Source organism: Marinobacterium sp. xm-m-383 (genome assembly GCF_013283255.1).
In the GTDB taxonomy this organism is placed as follows: domain Bacteria; phylum Pseudomonadota; class Gammaproteobacteria; order Pseudomonadales; family Balneatricaceae; genus Marinobacterium_E.
In genome coordinates this window covers 634,511-651,650 of record NZ_WBYT01000001.1, presented here as the reverse complement: position 1 = coordinate 651,650, position 17,140 = coordinate 634,511, and the positions used below count along the sequence as shown (strand labels likewise).

The 17,140-nt window shown below is 48.2% G+C and carries 15 protein-coding genes and 4 tRNA genes; 9 read left to right on the top strand and 10 right to left on the bottom strand.

Annotation, left to right across the window (positions count from 1 at the left end; all coding sequences use genetic code 11):
* Positions 1-37: 37 nt before the first annotated feature.
* Positions 38-442: a response regulator gene (locus XMM383_RS03100; RefSeq protein WP_173494495.1), complete on the bottom strand. Its 405-nt coding sequence runs from the start codon at positions 440-442 to the stop codon at positions 38-40.
* A 115-nt stretch (positions 443-557) separates the two neighbouring features.
* Here XMM383_RS03100 and XMM383_RS03095 point away from each other — a divergent pair, with 115 nt between their 5' ends.
* On the top strand, positions 558-1,124 hold the full coding sequence (locus XMM383_RS03095) for a peroxidase-related enzyme (RefSeq protein ID WP_173481116.1): 567 nt from the start codon (positions 558-560) through the stop codon (positions 1,122-1,124).
* A gap of 11 nt (positions 1,125-1,135) precedes the next feature.
* Positions 1,136-1,555: a DUF4426 domain-containing protein gene (locus tag XMM383_RS03090; protein ID WP_173484058.1), complete on the top strand. Its 420-nt coding sequence runs from the start codon at positions 1,136-1,138 to the stop codon at positions 1,553-1,555.
* 3 nt (positions 1,556-1,558) lie between these two features.
* Here XMM383_RS03090 and XMM383_RS03085 read toward each other — a convergent pair whose 3' ends face one another.
* From XMM383_RS03085 to XMM383_RS03060, 6 genes are all read right to left on the bottom strand, one after another.
* Entirely contained in the window at positions 1,559-2,041 is a 483-nt protein-coding gene (locus XMM383_RS03085) for a universal stress protein (RefSeq protein ID WP_173481114.1), read from the bottom strand.
* 92 nt (positions 2,042-2,133) lie between these two features.
* Positions 2,134-2,319 carry a DUF6726 family protein gene (locus tag XMM383_RS03080; protein WP_173481113.1) on the bottom strand — a complete coding sequence of 62 codons (186 nt, stop codon included), beginning with the start codon at positions 2,317-2,319 and terminating at the stop codon, positions 2,134-2,136.
* Between the two features lie 89 nt (positions 2,320-2,408).
* Positions 2,409-2,484: transfer RNA gene (locus XMM383_RS03075), tRNA-Thr, on the bottom strand.
* A 9-nt stretch (positions 2,485-2,493) separates the two neighbouring features.
* Positions 2,494-2,570: transfer RNA gene (locus XMM383_RS03070), tRNA-Pro, on the bottom strand.
* 18 nt (positions 2,571-2,588) lie between these two features.
* Positions 2,589-2,665 (bottom strand) — tRNA-Pro (locus XMM383_RS03065).
* A 24-nt stretch (positions 2,666-2,689) separates the two neighbouring features.
* A tRNA-Asn gene (locus tag XMM383_RS03060) sits at positions 2,690-2,765 on the bottom strand.
* A 154-nt stretch (positions 2,766-2,919) separates the two neighbouring features.
* On the opposite strand from XMM383_RS03060, the gene ycaO reads away from it, so the two are divergent.
* The 3 genes from ycaO to XMM383_RS03045 all read left to right on the top strand — a co-directional run bounded on the left by ycaO (position 2,920) and on the right by XMM383_RS03045 (position 6,973).
* The gene (ycaO, locus tag XMM383_RS03055; RefSeq protein ID WP_173481112.1) at positions 2,920-4,665 is read left to right on the top strand and encodes a 30S ribosomal protein S12 methylthiotransferase accessory factor YcaO; all 1,746 of its coding nucleotides are present in this window, start codon (positions 2,920-2,922) and stop codon (positions 4,663-4,665) included.
* 465 nt (positions 4,666-5,130) lie between these two features.
* The gene (locus tag XMM383_RS03050) at positions 5,131-6,129 is read left to right on the top strand and encodes an ArsJ-associated glyceraldehyde-3-phosphate dehydrogenase (RefSeq protein ID WP_173484055.1); all 999 of its coding nucleotides are present in this window, start codon (positions 5,131-5,133) and stop codon (positions 6,127-6,129) included.
* A gap of 196 nt (positions 6,130-6,325) precedes the next feature.
* The gene (locus XMM383_RS03045) at positions 6,326-6,973 is read left to right on the top strand and encodes an LON peptidase substrate-binding domain-containing protein (protein WP_173481110.1); all 648 of its coding nucleotides are present in this window, start codon (positions 6,326-6,328) and stop codon (positions 6,971-6,973) included.
* 58 nt (positions 6,974-7,031) lie between these two features.
* On the opposite strand, the gene XMM383_RS03040 is transcribed toward XMM383_RS03045, so the two are convergent.
* From XMM383_RS03040 to XMM383_RS03030, 3 genes are all read right to left on the bottom strand, one after another.
* Entirely contained in the window at positions 7,032-7,346 is a 315-nt protein-coding gene (locus XMM383_RS03040) for a hypothetical protein (RefSeq protein ID WP_173483509.1), read from the bottom strand.
* 195 nt (positions 7,347-7,541) lie between these two features.
* Positions 7,542-8,405 carry an RluA family pseudouridine synthase gene (locus XMM383_RS03035; RefSeq protein WP_173481108.1) on the bottom strand — a complete coding sequence of 288 codons (864 nt, stop codon included), beginning with the start codon at positions 8,403-8,405 and terminating at the stop codon, positions 7,542-7,544.
* 43 nt (positions 8,406-8,448) lie between these two features.
* Positions 8,449-10,713, bottom strand: coding sequence for an Orn/Lys/Arg decarboxylase N-terminal domain-containing protein (locus XMM383_RS03030; protein WP_173481107.1), 2,265 nt, complete (start codon positions 10,711-10,713; stop codon positions 8,449-8,451).
* Positions 10,714-11,009: 296 nt separating this feature from the next.
* Here XMM383_RS03030 and XMM383_RS03025 point away from each other — a divergent pair, with 296 nt between their 5' ends.
* From XMM383_RS03025 to XMM383_RS03010, 4 genes are all read left to right on the top strand, one after another.
* The gene (locus tag XMM383_RS03025) at positions 11,010-12,410 is read left to right on the top strand and encodes a Wadjet anti-phage system protein JetA family protein (protein WP_173483510.1); all 1,401 of its coding nucleotides are present in this window, start codon (positions 11,010-11,012) and stop codon (positions 12,408-12,410) included.
* A complete protein-coding gene (locus XMM383_RS03020) occupies positions 12,410-13,129 on the top strand; it encodes a DUF4194 domain-containing protein (protein ID WP_173481105.1) in 720 nt (239 codons plus the stop codon). The genes XMM383_RS03025 and XMM383_RS03020 overlap by 1 nt, the downstream gene beginning before the upstream one ends.
* The gene (locus XMM383_RS03015) at positions 13,116-16,529 is read left to right on the top strand and encodes an SbcC/MukB-like Walker B domain-containing protein (RefSeq protein WP_173481104.1); all 3,414 of its coding nucleotides are present in this window, start codon (positions 13,116-13,118) and stop codon (positions 16,527-16,529) included. Before XMM383_RS03020 ends, XMM383_RS03015 begins: the two co-directional genes overlap by 14 nt.
* 255 nt (positions 16,530-16,784) lie before the next feature.
* Positions 16,785-17,135 carry a hypothetical protein gene (locus XMM383_RS03010; protein WP_173481103.1) on the top strand — a complete coding sequence of 117 codons (351 nt, stop codon included), beginning with the start codon at positions 16,785-16,787 and terminating at the stop codon, positions 17,133-17,135.
* Positions 17,136-17,140: the final 5 nt, after the last annotated feature.

Sequence of the window (17,140 nt, the reverse complement as noted above, 5' to 3'; positions counted from 1 at the left end):
TATTGACGGTCCAATATACCTGTGTACGCAATGTTTCTTAAGAGTGGGGATTAAATGAAATATCCAGAAGCCCGCGAATGCGCTGTGACAAAGCTTGTGCTGATAGACCTTTTTTACACACCACGGTAGCACCAGCACTGTAGGCAATTCGCTCCATTTCTGGATCAGCGTGTGATGACAGAACAAAGACAGGTATTTTATGTTCGCTCAAATCATGGCGGATATAACGGGTAATCTCGATACCGTTCATTGAATACATGACAATGTCGACAACCACTAGATCTGGCAGTTGACCGGTGTCACTCAATTTATGAAGCGCCTGTTCGCCACTTTTTGCGACATTTACATCTGCTAATGTATCTAGAGCTCCACTGATGAAATCTTGAGAAAACTCATCGTCATCAACAATTAGTACTCTTGGCTTCCGGGTGTTGTCTGTCATTTTTTTATCTACTTTATGCTATGAATTCATCCTAGCACTGATTGAATCAGTTCAATACTGCACAGATTATGTTTCTGGTATAAATAGGAAAAATTTAGAATAAGAGTCTCTTCTAATGAGTAATCAGATTAGTGTTTTTAGTACCCCGGATATAAGTGATCTACCTGAAGATATCCGTGATCTTATTTTAACGGTTCAGGAAAAGTCCGGTTTCGTTCCTAATGTTTTTCTGGCATTGGCTAGGAGGCCAGAAGAGTTTCGTGCGTTCATTGCTTATCATGATGCGCTTATGGAGCGGGAATCAGGGCTGACAAAGGCTGAACGTGAGATGATTGTGGTGGCCACTAGCAGCCTGAACCAATGCCAATATTGTGTCGTTGCGCACGGCGCAATTTTGAGAATACGTGCGAAAAATCCATTGATTGCCGATCAGATAGTTGCCAACTACCGTAAAGCAGATATTACTGGCCGCCAGCGCGCCATGTTGGACTTTGCCATGAAGGTCGCTCAATCAGCTAATGAGGTCGGTGAGGCAGACTTTGATAGGCTGCATGCTCAGGGGTTCAGTGATGATGATATTTGGGATATCACGTCAATCACAGGGTTGTTTGGCTTCTCTAATCGCATGGCCAATGTCATGAGTTTGCGCCCTAATGATGAATTTTACAGTTTAGGTCGCTAGTAAGGATTGTTATGAAAAAACAGGTAATTGCTTCACTATTTGTTGGCTCTTTAACCCTAGTTTCAAGCGGAGTATGGGCAGAAGATTGTAAGGTTAAAACCTATGTTTCAGCGAGTGAAGAGCTTTCCGAACATGTAGCAGATCTATATGGATTCGAACGTAAGCCCTCATTGGGCTACTTGACGATCACTTGCGTTGATCCTGTGACTTTCGGTTCTTATCAATTTGAGGATCCAAAGGTAAGAGTGTCAGGATCAACAGGAGACGTGGTATTAGAGATGCGTGAGTTTTATGAAGGAATGCGCATCATGTACACCGCTAACTTTCCGTTCACCCATGGTGAGGTGACTCGATTCAGTGTTGTAACTGATCTCAAAGAGACAGACGCTCAACTCAATCATCAGTTTGAACAGCGTCTGTTTAATCGCTAACTATTAGCTTAAAGGGACGATCAACACAGGTATTACACTGTGGCTCATGACTTTGCGTGACGTTGAGCCCAATAACATGTGCTGAAGGGTCGCATGGGTCCGTACACCCATGACAATCATATCCGCATTGATCTTGTCAGCTGTATCGATGATGACTTGCCAAGGTGTGCCTTGATCGACGCAGGTGGCAATGTCGCTCGGATTAATGGACCCTTCTGGAACCTCGTCCTCGCAAAACGCTTTGATGCGTTGTTCCACTTTTTCCATCAAACGGGCAGAGCCACTTCTCTCTAACTCATTAAGCTCATCACGATCGATGACATTTTGTAGAACAGCAGCTGCGCCGTCACTGATCTTCTCTACGGCGTGCAAGTAGGTGAGTTTGGCATCGTACAGCTCGGCGAGTTTAACAGCGTGTCGAAACGCAGGGCGTGAGCCATCATTAATGTCTGATGCGTAAAGAATATTGTTTACGGCAGGTAGCATAACACTCTCCAGATTGGGTCTAATGCCTGTACTTTAGAGAGTGTTTAGTAGGGTGTCAGAAAAAGAACATCTTTGTCTGATTTAGAGCAATTTTAAATCGGGATTTTGTCAATTCCATCCGCCACGGTGTCGATTGACTCGTCAATTGGGTCACCGACCACGGGTACAACAGAGATGATTGCCCCACCAACGCGCATAGGTACCGTCACGACTTTAGTAAGTACACAGCCTTGAAGAGTCAGGGCTGCAAGGGATAAGGTAATGAGCTTAATATTCATGCGAGCACTATACCTTAAAAATGCCTATAAAAGTGGCTATGTTCGCAGAGTGCTTAAAGAAAAAATGAACGGTGATAAGAGGTAGTAAATGGTGCCGGCACCAAGAGTCGAACTCGGGACCTACTGATTACAAGTCAGTTGCTCTACCAACTGAGCTATACCGGCACAAAGAGATGGTCGGAGTAGTAGGATTCGAACCTACGACCCTCTGCTCCCAAAGCAGATGCGCTACCAGGCTGCGCTATACTCCGACGAGGAGTGAGAAAAAGTGGTCGGAGTAGTAGGATTCGAACCTACGACCCTCTGCTCCCAAAGCAGATGCGCTACCAGGCTGCGCTATACTCCGACTTTTTCTCTTGTTGAGTAAAGTTGGCTCCTCGAGCTGGACTCGAACCAGCGACCAATAGATTAACAGTCTACTGCTCTACCAACTGAGCTATCGAGGAACTGTTTGCTCAACTGAGGGCGCATATACTAATTACGGGGCGGACCTTCGTCAAGCGCTCATTTGAACTTTTTCCTACTATTTCTTCAGGTATAATCTTTCGAATAAATAATAAGTTAGCTGACACCTCTGTTAGTCCACAAAGAGTACAAAAAATGACCAGAATTCCAGGAAAAGATGCCCCGCTTGAAGAGTCGATCGAGCGCATGAGTCAGGGGCTGAAGGATCTTGGTTTTGACATAGAGGAGGTGAGTTGGCTCAATCCTGTGCCTCACGTCTGGTCACTGCATATTCGTGATCGTCACTGCCCACTATTATTTACTAACGGTAAAGGGTCTACTCCGGAAGCCTGTCTTGCCAGTGCGCTGGGCGAGTTCTATGAACGATTGAGTACTAATTACTTTTTTGTCGATTACTTTTTCGGTCAAGATATTTCCGATGGTGAGTTTGTTCACTATCCCAATGAGCGCTGGTTCCCAGCCTCTGCAGGTCAATGGCCAGAAGGCCTGCTGGATCAAAACAGCCGAAATCACTACGACCCTGATGAGGAGCTCAGTGCCGATATGTTGGTCGACCTAAACTCGGGTCGAGCTGATAGAGGTGTGTGCGCTTTACCCTTTGTTCGTCAGTCGGATAAACAGACAGTCTGGTTTCCAGTCAATGTGTTGGAGAATCTCTATGTCTCCAATGGTATGGCTGCCGGCAATAATCTCTTTGAAGCGCGCGTTCAAGCGCTGTCTGAGATTTTTGAGCGTCATATAAAGAACACCATTATCTCCAGTGGTATTACACTGCCGCGCATTCCGGCTAAGGTGATTGCACAATATCCTCGCATCGAAGCATCCATCAAAGCACTGCGTGTTCAAGGATTTTTGGTTGATGTGCGTGACGCCTCTCTTGGGGGAAAATACCCTCTGGTAAATGTCACGCTCTTTAATCGCAATGATGGTGGCTGTTTCGCTTCATTTGGTGCTCACCCTAAGTTTGAAGTGGCACTGGAGCGAACCGTCACTGAGTTGTTGCAGGGTAGGGCTTTGGACTCTCTGAACGATTTCCCGCACCCAACCTTTGATATTGATGAGGCGGCAGAGCCTCAAAACTTGGAGACGCACTTTATCGACTCCAGTGGGGTTGTCGCATGGGATATGTTCGCCGATGAGCCTGATTACCCCTTTACCGAGTGGAATATAGAGGGAAGTTCTGAGGATGAGTTTGACGAGCTCTGTCGAATCATTCATGGCGTAGATTTACAGATCTATATTGCTGACTATCAACACCTTGGGCTCGATTGTTGCAGGATTTTGGTCCCAGGGATGTCAGAGATCTATCCTGTTGATGAGTTAATTTGGCGAAACAACAATCTAGCTGCGCCTCTGCGATCACGACTGTTATCGCCCGCTCAACTTGATCAGGAGATGGCGTTGGATCTGTTGGAAGAGTTAGAGCAGGGTGGATTTGATGATCAACAGCGTCTTGCTAAGCTGTTAGGGGTCGCAACGGACTCTGATTCGCCCTGGGATCGTGTTCGCATTGGGGATATTAAGTTCAAGCTCGCGCTTAAGTCTGGCGAGTTAGAGTTAGCCCTAGAGCAAGTTGACTGGATGTTAAACTTTGGTCACCTAACAGACGATGAGATTAAATTGCACCGCTGTCTTTCTGAATTGATACGATTAGAGATAGATTCCAATCGTGAACGAGAACAGTATGAACGCCCATTGGTTGCGCTCTATGGTGAAGCGCTATACCAAGAAGCTCTGGCTAATATTGCTGGAGAGAAGCTGTTCGATGCTCTGTCCGGGCTTGATGAGACACTCTCTAACCTAAACACTCATCACTCTCTGCTAACAGTCTATAAGCGTTTGCATGATGTGAAGTCAGGTTCTTATGAAAAACGGTATTAAGACAATAGGGACAGTCAGCACAGTTGCGGTCGCAGAGGCTCTATTTAGATGCTAGTTTTAATTTGTGATTGTCCCTTGGCTGTCTAGTTCGATTCCTATTATTAGCAGCACAATTCAGGACCCGCAGTGGGTGCTTTTTTTTTCCACAAAAAAGGCCAGCATCCGCTGACCTTTTATCCTATGGGCAGTTAACCCTTATCGACCATTAACCTGCGATCAGTGAGCCTACAAAAATTAGGGCGGGTGAAATCGCGATCAGTAGAAAGACTAGATCCAGTGCCCATACAGTTGCCGGTGTGTGATCTTTTGAAATAGCAGCCATTTGCTTGCTCCTTCTGTTTGTTTGGTTAATTGTAGATTACGCCTTTCTAATATAGCCGCATTGATATGTGTCAAAAGATTCATTTGTCTTCAATTTGTAACAAAACGCTGAAATAATTCTGTCATCTTATGAAGGAGTATTTTATGCGCGTTGGTATCAATGGGTTTGGTCGAATGGGCCGTCTGACAGCTCGTGTACTGTTTGATAGTGCGGATGTGGAGATTGTTCAGATCAATGATCCCGCTGGGGATGCGGCAACCTTGGCTCACCTTATGAATTTCGATTCCGTTCATGGACGTTGGAGCAGAGAGGCACTTCCCGTTGATGGTGGCATGCAGGTGGCAGATCAGTTCATTGCCGTTAGCTCGCACAAGACCATTGATGAGACCAACTGGAGTGGCTGTGACCTGGTCATAGAGGCGTCAGGGAAGTTCAAATCAAAAGAGGCACTCCAGCCCTACCTTGATCAAGGGGTTAAGCGTGTCGTCGTCACTGCGCCGGTCAAGCAAGAGGGTGTGCTGGACTGTGTCATGGGGGTGAATGATGACCTATTTGACCCTGAGCAGCATCGAATTGTGACAGCCGCCTCTTGTACTACCAACTGTCTAGCACCTGCGGTGAAGGTAATTCATGAGAATTTAGGTATTAAACACGGTTCTATGACGACCATTCATGATATTACCAATACCCAGACTATTATTGATGCTCCGCACAAAGATCTGCGTCGTGCTCGCTCTTGTGGTACCAGTTTGATTCCCACCACAACCGGTTCGGCGACGGCAATTACGCATATATTCCCAGACCTAAAAGGTAAGTTGAACGGCCACGCGATACGTGTACCTCTAACCAATGCATCGATTACAGACTGTGTCTTTGAGGTCAACAGAGCGACCAGTGTTGAAGAGGTTAATCATTTGCTTAAATCCGCATCAGAGAGCTATTTAGCAGGCATTTTGGGCTATGAAGAGCGTCCACTGGTTTCGATCGATTACAAGACGGATCCTCGTTCAAGTGTCGTCGATGCGCTCTCGACCATGGTGGTTAACGACACTCAGGTGAAACTCTACCTCTGGTATGACAATGAGTGGGGCTACGCGAACCGTACGGCCGAACTGGCCCTTAAAGTCGGTCTGGCGAAGTAAGTAGGGGATAGTTGGAGCGGTCTTAAAAAGGCCGCGACGCCAATCCAGGTCCAGTGACTGACTTTAGTCTGTCATCTGCACTATCATTTGGCACTATTTTGTAGAGCGGAAGACAGGCTGAAAGCCAGTCACCGAGTTTGAGTAGTCCGACCCTAATTGAGTTGCGTAATCTCTTTAACTACTTTAAGGAGGCTGCGTGACTCAAATCGCCATTTTTCCCATTCCCGACTGTGTCACCTTTCCTGGCACAGTGTTTCCGTTGCATGTATTTGAACCTCGTTACCGACAGATGATCAATCACTGTTTGGAGACAGGTATGCCGGTAGCGATTTGTCACACACAAAAAGAGATCAGTCCTGCCAAATCGGGATTGCCTCTGAAAGAGGCGTTGCAGACAAACCAAGCAACCTATCGACCCTACACAGTGTTTAGTGCTGGTCAGTGCGAGCTGATTAAGCAGTTAGATGATGGGCGTCTAGTGGTGGATGTCCATATCGATCAGCGATACCGTTTGGGTCAATCACTGCAGCAGATTCCCTACTCGGTGTATGAGTGTCAACCAATGGCTGATCGTGAGATGACTGAAGATGAGTTATCAGAAGCGATTGAGCTGGTTGATAAGGTGCGCCATCGTGTACTGGCAATGGTGCAAGGTGATAGCCGAGCGGCCAATAAATTGAGAGACATTCTCAATCAAGAGGAGTGGTTAACAAAATCGCCACAAGCGTTCAGTTTTGAGCTGTTTGGATTAATTCGATTTGATGCTCACTATTTGCAGCAAGCACTGGAGATGGAGAGTGCGGTGGAGCGACTCAGATTCACACTGGATTTAATGAATCGCTGACCTAGGGAATCTGCGAATAAGTTTCGCATCTTCTCTGCGGGACTTGTTCGCAGGTTTCTTACTCCCAAACTTCTCGGATAGGCTCTCCGAAATCGTCGTAAATGACTTTGCGTTTAGGTTTACTCAGTTTTCTAGCTAATTTAGGGCGCTCTTTGATTAGGCGTCTTGCATCGATGGTCTGCAACACACCCTCGCAGGGGGTTCTCGACTCGCGCGGTTTGCCGTCATTAAAGACGGGGCGTATCAGTCCTCCGTGCGGAACTCCACTCTGACCCTGAGGAATCTCTTTAACCTCGCCACCAGAGCGCAGAAAATCCTGAACTTGCTGTTCAAGCTCGGCGCGGATCTGGGCTTTGGTCTTTTTGTCGAACATGATTCCATCCAAATAGGTCAGCCGAGTATTGTAAGGCTTTGCGCAGTGGTTGGCGATATCTATTGAGTGGCTGGTCTGGCGGATGACAGGCTGAAAGCCAGTCACCGCAGCTCCGAAGCCAAGTCGCTAAACCAGTGACTGGCTTTAGCCTGTCATCTGCCCTTGATGCTACACCCAACTGTCTTGGCAATTTTGTTAAGGCGTTGCGTCAGACAACTCCGAGTTGCTGTGCTGTTTCAAAAACTCGTTGGAGAGTTCAAACGTGACTTTGCGGCGTTGAATAGGGCAGTTGAATGCCAATTTGACAGCAAATAACTGCATGCCTGCTAGGTTTTTGTTGTCACTTCCGTAGCGTGGATCACCCATAACAGGGTGGTCGATCTGATTGAGATGACGTCGGATCTGGTGTGTTCGCCCGGTCAGTATCTCTACATAGAGATCCGAATAGTCACGATCGGAGTTGTAGTGCAGTCGGGTGAATTTGGTATGGGCCGGTTTGCCATCCAGTTTATTGATGATTTCACCGGACTCGGGTGCCTGCCCTGAGACAAGACAGCGGTAAAATTTTTCAACCTTACGGTTTTGGAATTCGCGCGAGATGGCGCCTGCAACACCCTGTTTATGAGCGATCACGATCAGACCTGCCGTTTCACGATCCAAACGGTGTATTAAAAACGAAGCGCGTTTCGGTTCAAGTGTTTGCTCGGCTAAACGAGTAATGGCAAGGTGATCACACCAGTCATTTCCCTGTGCAACCATACCGGCTGGTTTGAACCAGACAGAGTAACCTTGAGCATCCACCAAACATTGCGCGCCTTCTGGTTTACGGCCTAAGAGTTCAGAATCGTAAAAGAGAGAGATCCGATCGTTTTTTTGCAGAATCTCCTTGGCCTTACGCAGGCGCTTACGACCTTTTTGGCCACGCTTCAGCCAGCAGGCACCTTTACTCAGTGCGTCCTTAATTTTCTGTTTGGAGATTGCGGTCTCTTGCGCCAGAAAGTCGGTGACATTGCTGCCGGCTTGTTCAGTGGTGATGGATTTTTCGAACTCTATTTTCATAAAAATTCGGCACCCGAAGGTGCCGTTATCTCGTCTTGTTGAATCAGTCTTTTACGACATCGATGTAGTAGTGATCGACGCCGTTTATGTTCTCTCGCACTAGTCCGTGACAGTCTGTTTCGAAGCCAGGGAACTGGGCGTTAAATTCGCGAACAAACTTCAAGTAGTCAACGATGGTTGAGTTAAAGCGCTCACCCGGTATAAGCAGTGGTATGCCCGGTGGGTAAGGTGTCACGAGCATGGCGGTGGTTCGACCCTCTAGTTCATCGATTGAGACACGTTCAACTTCACGGTGCGCCATCTTCGACCAGGCATCTGCCGGTGTCATAGCAGGCTCAATCTTAGAGAGGTACATCTCTGTCGTGATTTTTGCGACATTGTACTTGCGGTAGATGTCGTGCAGTGAGTGACAAAGATCACGCAGACCAATGCGCTGATATTCAGGGTGCTGTGCGACAAATTCAGGCATAACCCGCCACATGGGTAGGTTGTTATCAAAGTCATCTTTGAACTGCTGAAGTTCAGTCACCATGGAGTTCCAGCGGCCCTTAGTGATGCCGATGGTGAACATGATGAAGAATGAGTAGAGTCCCGTTTTTTCAATGATAATGCCGTGCTCTGCAAGGTATTTGCTCACAATCGCCGCGGGAATGCCGTGCTCATCAAACTCACCATGGATGTTCAATCCCGGTGTGATAATGGTCGCCTTAATTGGGTCGAGCATGTTAAAGCCAGACTCAATCTTGCCAAAGCCGTGCCAAGTGTCTTCTTCATGGATGACCCAAGCATCACGATCGCCAAGACCTTCATCATCCCACTTCTGAGGCCCCCAAACCTTGAACCACCAGTCGTTCTCACCAAACTCTTTTTCAACCTTAACCATGGCGCGACGGAAGTCGATCGCTTCATACAAGGACTCCTCGACCAGTGCTGTACCACCGGGAGGCTCCATCATCGCAGCGGCAACATCACAAGAGGCGATGATCGCATACTGAGGGCTGGTCGATGAGTGCATCAGGTAGGACTCGTTGAATCGGAAGGTATCCAGCTTACGATTCTTAGCGTCCTGTACTAGGATCTGAGAGGCCTGTGACAAACCTGCCAACAGTTTGTGCGTTGACTGTGTTGCAAACACCAGGGTGTCGTCAGAGCGTTCACGGCTCTCTGTGCCGCCAATCGCGTGCATGTGGTTGTAAAACTTGTGGAATGCTGCGTGAGGCAGCCAAGCTTCGTCAAAGTGCAGCGTATCAATGGTGTCGCCCAGCATCGCTTTGATCGTCTCTACGTTGTAGAGAATGCCATCATAGGTCGATTGCGTCAGTGTCAGTACGCGAGGTTTTTTGTTCAGTGCTTCACGAGCAAAGGGGTTCTCTTCGATCTTGCGACGAATCGTCTCGGGATCAAACTCACTCTTTGGAATCGGTCCGATAATGCCGTAGTGGTTACGAGTTGGCATTAGGAAGACCGGTATCGCACCACACATGATGATCGAATGCAGAATCGATTTATGACAGTTACGATCCACTACCACAATATCGCCAGGGGCAACGGTTGAATGCCAGACTACTTTGTTCGACGTCGAGGTACCGTTAGTGACAAAGAAGAGATGATCAGCGCCAAATATGCGCGCAGCACTCTGCTCTGAATCTGAAACAGGGCCTGTGTGGTCCAGAAGCTGTCCAAGCTCTTCAACCGCATTACAGACATCGGCACGCAGCATGTTCTCCCCGAAGAATTGGTGGAACATCTGCCCAACCGGACTTTTCAAAAAGGCAACACCGCCCGAGTGTCCTGGGCAGTGCCAAGAGTATGAAGAGTCGCTTGCGTAGTTCATCAACGCATTGAAGAAGGGCGGTGCTAGTGATTCGAGGTACTTTTTCGCTTCACGAATAATGTGGCGTGCAACGAACTCGGCAGTGTCTTCGAACATATGGATGAAGCCGTGAAGCTCACGCAAAATATCATTCGTCACATGACGAGAGGTACGAGTTTCACCGTACAAGAAGATTGGGATCTCGTTATTACGCTTGCGAACTTCGCTAATAAAGTCGCGGATGTTATTCAGTACTTCGTCGGACAGATCATCCGTTTCACCCGAATCAAACTCCTCATCATCGACAGAGATGATGAAGCAGCTGGCGCGGCTCGCCTGTTGAGCAAATGCTGTAAGATCGCCGTAGCTGGTTAAGCCGACAACCTCCATACCCTCTTTTTCAATAGCGGCTGCAAGGTCACGAATGCCTGAGCCAGAGATGTTTTCAGAACGGAAATCTTCGTCAATGATGACGACAGGGAAACGAAATTTCATCCACAACGCCTTTAAGGTGGTGAAACGAATCCGCTTCGGTGAGATAGGTCACTCTGCGGTACTGATGGGCCATGTTGGCCCGCTTTAAAGCAGATAATAACAAGCTTTCATGTTAGGTAAAACAGTTCTTGTGGCAGGGTGGTTGAGGGCTGTTTTTTGACTCAAGGGTTAAAGATTTTTCTTTTACGCCAAAGTCTCATCTAAGAGGCCTATACAGCACTCCTTTTTTTGTTAGAATCGATGGTTATTCGATTTGCTGCCTATTGAATGGGCAGCCCTCAAATGGTGGATTTTTAGTGCTTTTCAATAAGCTACCAGACGATATATTTGCGCCGCTCTCTGGGCAGAATAGACAGGTTTACCAGTCTGTTCTTCTTGAATTGGCCGATCTCTTCTTTGATGAAGATCTTATAGACCCCTTTATTGCCAAAGATTTAGTCCGTTCAACCATCGAAAATGCCGTTGTTAAGCTTGGTGTTCGTCGCTGGGTGGCTGAGTCTGAAGAGGAGGCGGAGCTGCCTACCTCTAGCGCAGATTACACAAACCGTATCTACCGACGCCTAGTGCAAACGGGCTGGTTAGAGGAAGAGCAGAAGATCTATCGCACCTATGTGTTGCTCTCTCCTTCGGTCAGTTACCTGTTGCGTAACCTGGTTTCGATCGCGCGTTTGGAAAAACGCAGTTACGGTGGCACCGTTCTTAACGTGCTGTCGTCTCTGGAATCGGCCATCAATGATCCGGTGGGTCGTGGTATTACCCTATCGGAAGCGGCAGACACAGCAGCCGAGTTCAGTGCACACCTGACCGATATGATGTTGGGTCTGCGCGAACTTAAAATATCATTGGCTGAGTCGCATAACCCGCAAGAGATTGTCCGTGGCTTCTTTGATCGTTTCGTTGAGCACATTCTTGTTTCTGACTATAAGACGTTGAAAACAAAGAACAACCCCTTCCGTTTTAGACGTCAAATTCTCTCTTTATTGCGTGATCTTCAGTTCGATACGCTGAAGGTAGAGATGCTGACTGAGCACTATCAGATGCAGTATGAAATCGAATCTGAAACTGCGGAAGCGATGGTGCACCAGCACATCAATCGCATCATCCGGATCTTCGAGTCGGTCGACCAGCGTCTGGCGATCATTGATGATTTCCGTTACCAGCTAGAGAAACGGGTAGCCGACACAGTTCGTTACATGGACAAGACAACGCCGGGTATGGCGGCTCGACTGTCGCGTGTCATTGCCAAATTGGCGGAGAAAGATGGTCGGGAGATACCACCGGTTCAGTCGCTTGATCAGTATGGCTTTATCTCGCCTTCGTCCATTCGCTCGCCAGTGCGTCGACGTGTTGAGACAGCGCCTAGAGTCATTACCCAACAGCAGATCGATCCTAAGGTTCTTTACATGCGTCAGCTCTTCAAAGAGTGGAAGGCACGCCGTGAGGTGAAAGTGGATCGAATTGAGGCCTACCTAGATCGTCACTTTTTAAATGGTGAAACCCTGGTCTCGGCGTCTGAATTTACCATTGATTCAATCGAAGATTACATCTGCTTCAGCTATGTGCGACACCTAAATTCGTTAGGTAAGAAAGCGCGTAAGACAGCTGAACGCTACCAAATAGAATTTGATGAAGAGTACGTGCGCGTTGCCGATATGGTGGAGTGCCGTGGTTTCAAAATACACAGGAACAACGCCTGATGCTTGGTGATTTACAAAAAGCGCTGACGCGCAATGAAAAGAGTACAGAAGCCGATTTCGTTCGCGCTGCAAACTCACTACTGACAAACCAGTTCCTCTATGCGGATCGCCCTGCACAGCGTGATACTTATTTCCTTATTTCGCAGAATATGGAGTACTTCCGTAACCTGTTCGCGGCACTGGGTTGGTCTCTGGTCTATCAACCTGATGAAGCCTATTTGGGTGTGCTACCCCAGGGTGAAGAGCGAGTCATGCGATTGAAGCTCGATGAGTCTCTGTTGATGCTCTGTATGCGTCAAATGTATGAACAGAAACTGGAAAATTTCGAAGTAGAGAGCGGTAAGGCGTACACCACGTCTGATGATCTGTTGAGCACTTACGAGAGTTTAACCGGTAAAGAGATCCCTAATGAGACGCGTCTAAAAGAGATCCTGTCGCTCTTCTCACGTCACGGTTTGATTGAACGCGGCAAGGCGAATGAGACCGACCCTAAAAACATTCCAATCGGCATCTACCCCACCATTCGTCAAGTGGTGGTCGAAGATTACATCCGACAGCTTGAGGCGCTCTGTGACATCGAAAGCGCTGATGCGGCCTTGATGGATGATATTGCTGACACTCCAGAGGAGTCGATCGAAGAGGTGAGTGAGCCAGCTGATGAGTCAGTGGAGTCAGAAGAGAAGGGTGCAGTAGAGGAGTCTGACGATGAAACAGCTTAATCGCATCGTTCTAGTTAACTGGTATGTATTGGGTGCTCAAGAGATCCCGATCAAAGGTAATGTCGCGATTGTAGGTCCTAACGGCTCAGGTAAATCGTCACTACTGGACGCCATGCAGACCATTTTGATGGGTGGCCATAAGCGCCACTTAAGTTTTAACGCCTCGGCGGGTGAAAAGTCTGAGCGTTCACTGCGCACCTACTGTCTCGGTTTTATGGATGATGGTGGTAAAAGCAACAGTGCCCGTGAAGATTCTATCAGCTATCTGGCGATGAGCTTCTTTGATACTGAGACGGCACAAGAGAGCTGTATTGGTGTTGCGATCAGTGCATCAACCGCCAGCCCAGATGAAGAGGTTTTGGGTCGCTTTATTCTGCCTAACTTCTCTGTTTCGCTGGATGACTTTAGTCGAAAAGAGGGCGGTGGTCGTATGCCGCGTCCTTGGAATGAAGTTCGTGAAAGCCTGCTTAAACAGTGTCCGGATATGACGCTAGAGAAGCGTGCAAGCCGCTACATTCGTGAGGTTGTGACCCACTTGAGTCACGATCCAGCGATGCCGAATGACGATGACAAATTCATCAAGAACTTCAAAAACGCTCTTAAATTTGTACCCATTGATAGTCCGACTCGATTCGTTCGCGAGTTTGTCTTGGATGAGAACGTAGTGCATGTCGGAGCCTTCCGTAAATCGCTGGATGAGTATCGAGCGATGGAGGAGAAGACGCGTGATGTGGCTAACCGTATTGATGAACTGGTTAAAGTACAAGAGCTCTGCCAGGGTATCAGTCGTAACATCAAAAACGCCGTCGAGTACGAGTGGGTTGTTCACGAGTCACGTTTTGAAAGCGCCGACCTTCGTAAAGAGGAGGCTGAAGAGCGTCTAGAGAAGTGGCAAGAGCAAGAGGCGGAAGTTGAGCGAGAGCTAACCAATATTGGTGCTGATCTCAATCAGGTTATGCAGGATCTTGCCAACGCACGTGCAGCGCTAAACAACACCGATGCTGCGCATCAGATTAACGCGATGGAATCTTCTATACGCGTTGGTCAACACGAACTCAATGTCATCGAAGAGCGCATTCAGAAGGCCTACTCGCTGATGCGCACAGCGGTGAGCTTTAATCAGAATCGTGAGTTCTTGCCTGAAGAGTTTGCAGCACTGGTGGATCAAGCATCAGAGATCTGGCGCTCGGGTGAAAACCTAATGGCAGACGCTTGGCCTTCAGATCCTGTCAGCGTCGATAACACGCTAAACGCAATGCGTAAGTCGATTGAGAACGTTCGTCGTAAAGTGTCGCGTCGTTATGAAGAGTCAGTTATCCGTATTTCTGAACTGCGCGCTCAGATACAGAACCAGAAGAGTGCCGTAGAACAGCTTCAGCAGGGGCGCGCCCCCGTTCGTCGTAACACGGCTGAATTGATGGAGCTGTTGAGTGAGTACGGTATCGACTCAACACCCATTTGTGAGTTGGTTGATATTACCGATGACAAGTGGCGCATTGCAATTGAGTCCTTCTTAGGTGCTCGCCGCGAAGCATTGGTCGTCGATCCTGATCGTGTCAAAGAGGCGATTACACTCTACCGCCGTAAAGGGCGTCACCTGAAAGGCTGTCGTATCATCAACACCACTAAATCGGGTGACTGGTTACACCGCACTAAGCCAGGTTCTCTGGCTCAGTTTATCGAGTCTGACTCTGACGATGCCCGCGCATTTATGAATCGCGCACTGGGCGGTGTCATGGCGGTTGAGACGGAAGCGGAGCTTTTGAAACAGGAGCGTGCGTTGACCTATGACTGCATGTTGCAGACCGAAGGTTCAACCACATCAATTAATGAACTGACACCAATTATGGGTATTCGTCGTCGTGGTGATCAACTTGAACTGCAGGGCAAGCAGGTCGATCAGCTGGTCAATGAGTTCACACTGCTAGGTCGTCAGCACGAATCTCTAGAGAAGCTACGTGATGCGTTAATAAGCCTTGATGGCGGTCTGTCTCAAGTGAACGAGCCTCTGTTTGATTTGACAGAACAGCGTAAGAAACTGACGCATCAGATTGAAGGGTACCAGCAGACTATTGTCGATCTCCGTAACCATGACGATACCGGTATTCAGCAGCGCATTGCCGATCTGGCGGCTAAGCAGAAAGAGACCGAGTCCACTCAAGCTGCGTTGATGGATAAACTGCAAAAAGCCCGTACAGGCCTGATCCGTGATACTGCTCAGCTAGAGGTGCTAGAGACCGATCTAACAGAGCATGCTGAAGCGCGTGCAGCCTGTGAAGCGAAGAATGAGTTCGACGCTCAGTCTGCGCAGGAGAAACGCGACTACCTCGATGAGAGCTGTGATGGTGAGTTGGAACGCATCATCTTCGAAGCGGCCAAGAAAGCTCAGTCTGAACTGGCTCTGCATGAGAAGAAAAAGAACGGTGTCCGTGATGCCGTTGCACAGTATAAAGCGCGTCACCACGGTGGCGGTTTGACTCACCATGAGTTGGATAAGGTTGGACCAGACTCCAGTCATGAAGATCTCGAGGGTTACGTTAACGAGACCGTTGAGGCACTCCGTGAATCTGAATTGGCAGAGTACACAGAGAAGGCCGAGCGAGCTCGTCTAGAGGCTGAGTCTGCTTTCCGTTCTGACTTCGTGGCCCATCTGAATGACCAGATCAATAAGATTCGTGATCTGATCCGTGAGCTAAACTCGCACTTGAAGAACCGTCCTTTCCATAAAGAGATGTACAGCTTTGAGATGTCACCTAACCCTGAGTTGAAAGACATTCTTGAATTGGTTGAGGCCTATACGCAGCTCGATTCTGCCAATGTGGGCTCGTTGTTTGATATGAAGTTTGATGACAATGCGCAGCACAAGGATGCTCTAGAACGAATTCACGAAGTACTTAAAGATGAAGGCGAGAGCAGTCTGCTTCAGGACTACCGTAACTTCTACAACTTCGAGTTGGTGGTTAAAGATCTTGACGGCAATCGTAAGACAACCCTGTCGCAGCGTATCAAGACCGGTTCCGGTGGTGAGCACCAGGTACCGTTCTACGTCGCGATGGCGGCCGCCTTGGGTGCGACCTACCGCCTAAAAGAGGGTAGTGATGGTAAGCCTGTTGGTGGCTTCAGCCTGTCGGTATTCGATGAGGCGTTCAACAAGCTGGATTCAGAGAACACCGTTACCTCGCTTGGCTTCATGAGTGATTTGGGTCTCCAAACCATTATTGCTGCGCCGGATGAGAAGTACTCTCTGCTCAGTACTTGCATGGATACTATCATTAACGTCTGTCGTGACGGTCGTGTGGTCGACATTGATGTCGAGTTCCCAACGGATCTTGGTAAAGCGCTATTGGCGTCTGATCACCCTTACAAGGTAATGGCAGAAGAGGAAGCGGCGGAGCTTTAACAAATAGCGTCGCGGCCTCAATGAGACCGCTCCAACAGGTATTAATCGAGGCCTCTTAAGATCGCTCCAACAACTTAAGTGTCGGAACCTTATCGAAGATGAGGCGATCGATTGCCCGAAAAGGGGACTGGCCCAGGTCAGACCCCTTTTTTATTGTTCCTTTTCCACTCAGCGAAATCTACTAGTGCTCCCTTTGTGCAACTGCGGTATAGTCAGGTTATATGGTTATAAGTAAATCTATGTATTGGAGAGTCTATGCGTTTGATCAACCGCTCGGGTATTAGCATTAAACCCAAGGCTCCTTTTCATGAGTGGCTTTTGGCGGGCTCAGAAGAGCCGGTTCCTTCACTAGAGGAGCTGCGCAGTGAAGCCAACCTCTACCTCTTTGATGAGGTCGATTCTGATGAGGATTTCACCTCAGAGATTGAACAGCACTGGTTGACGATCTTTGAGAACGAACTCTCTGCCTGGGATGAGTTTCAGGATTTTTGGCCCAAACCGCTCTCGCTTGATCTCTTTAAGAGTTGGTTTGACATCGATTTACAACTGATGAGTTTTGATTTGAGCGATCAGCCCCTGATGCGGGCTAATCTGGATATAGAGTAAGGAGT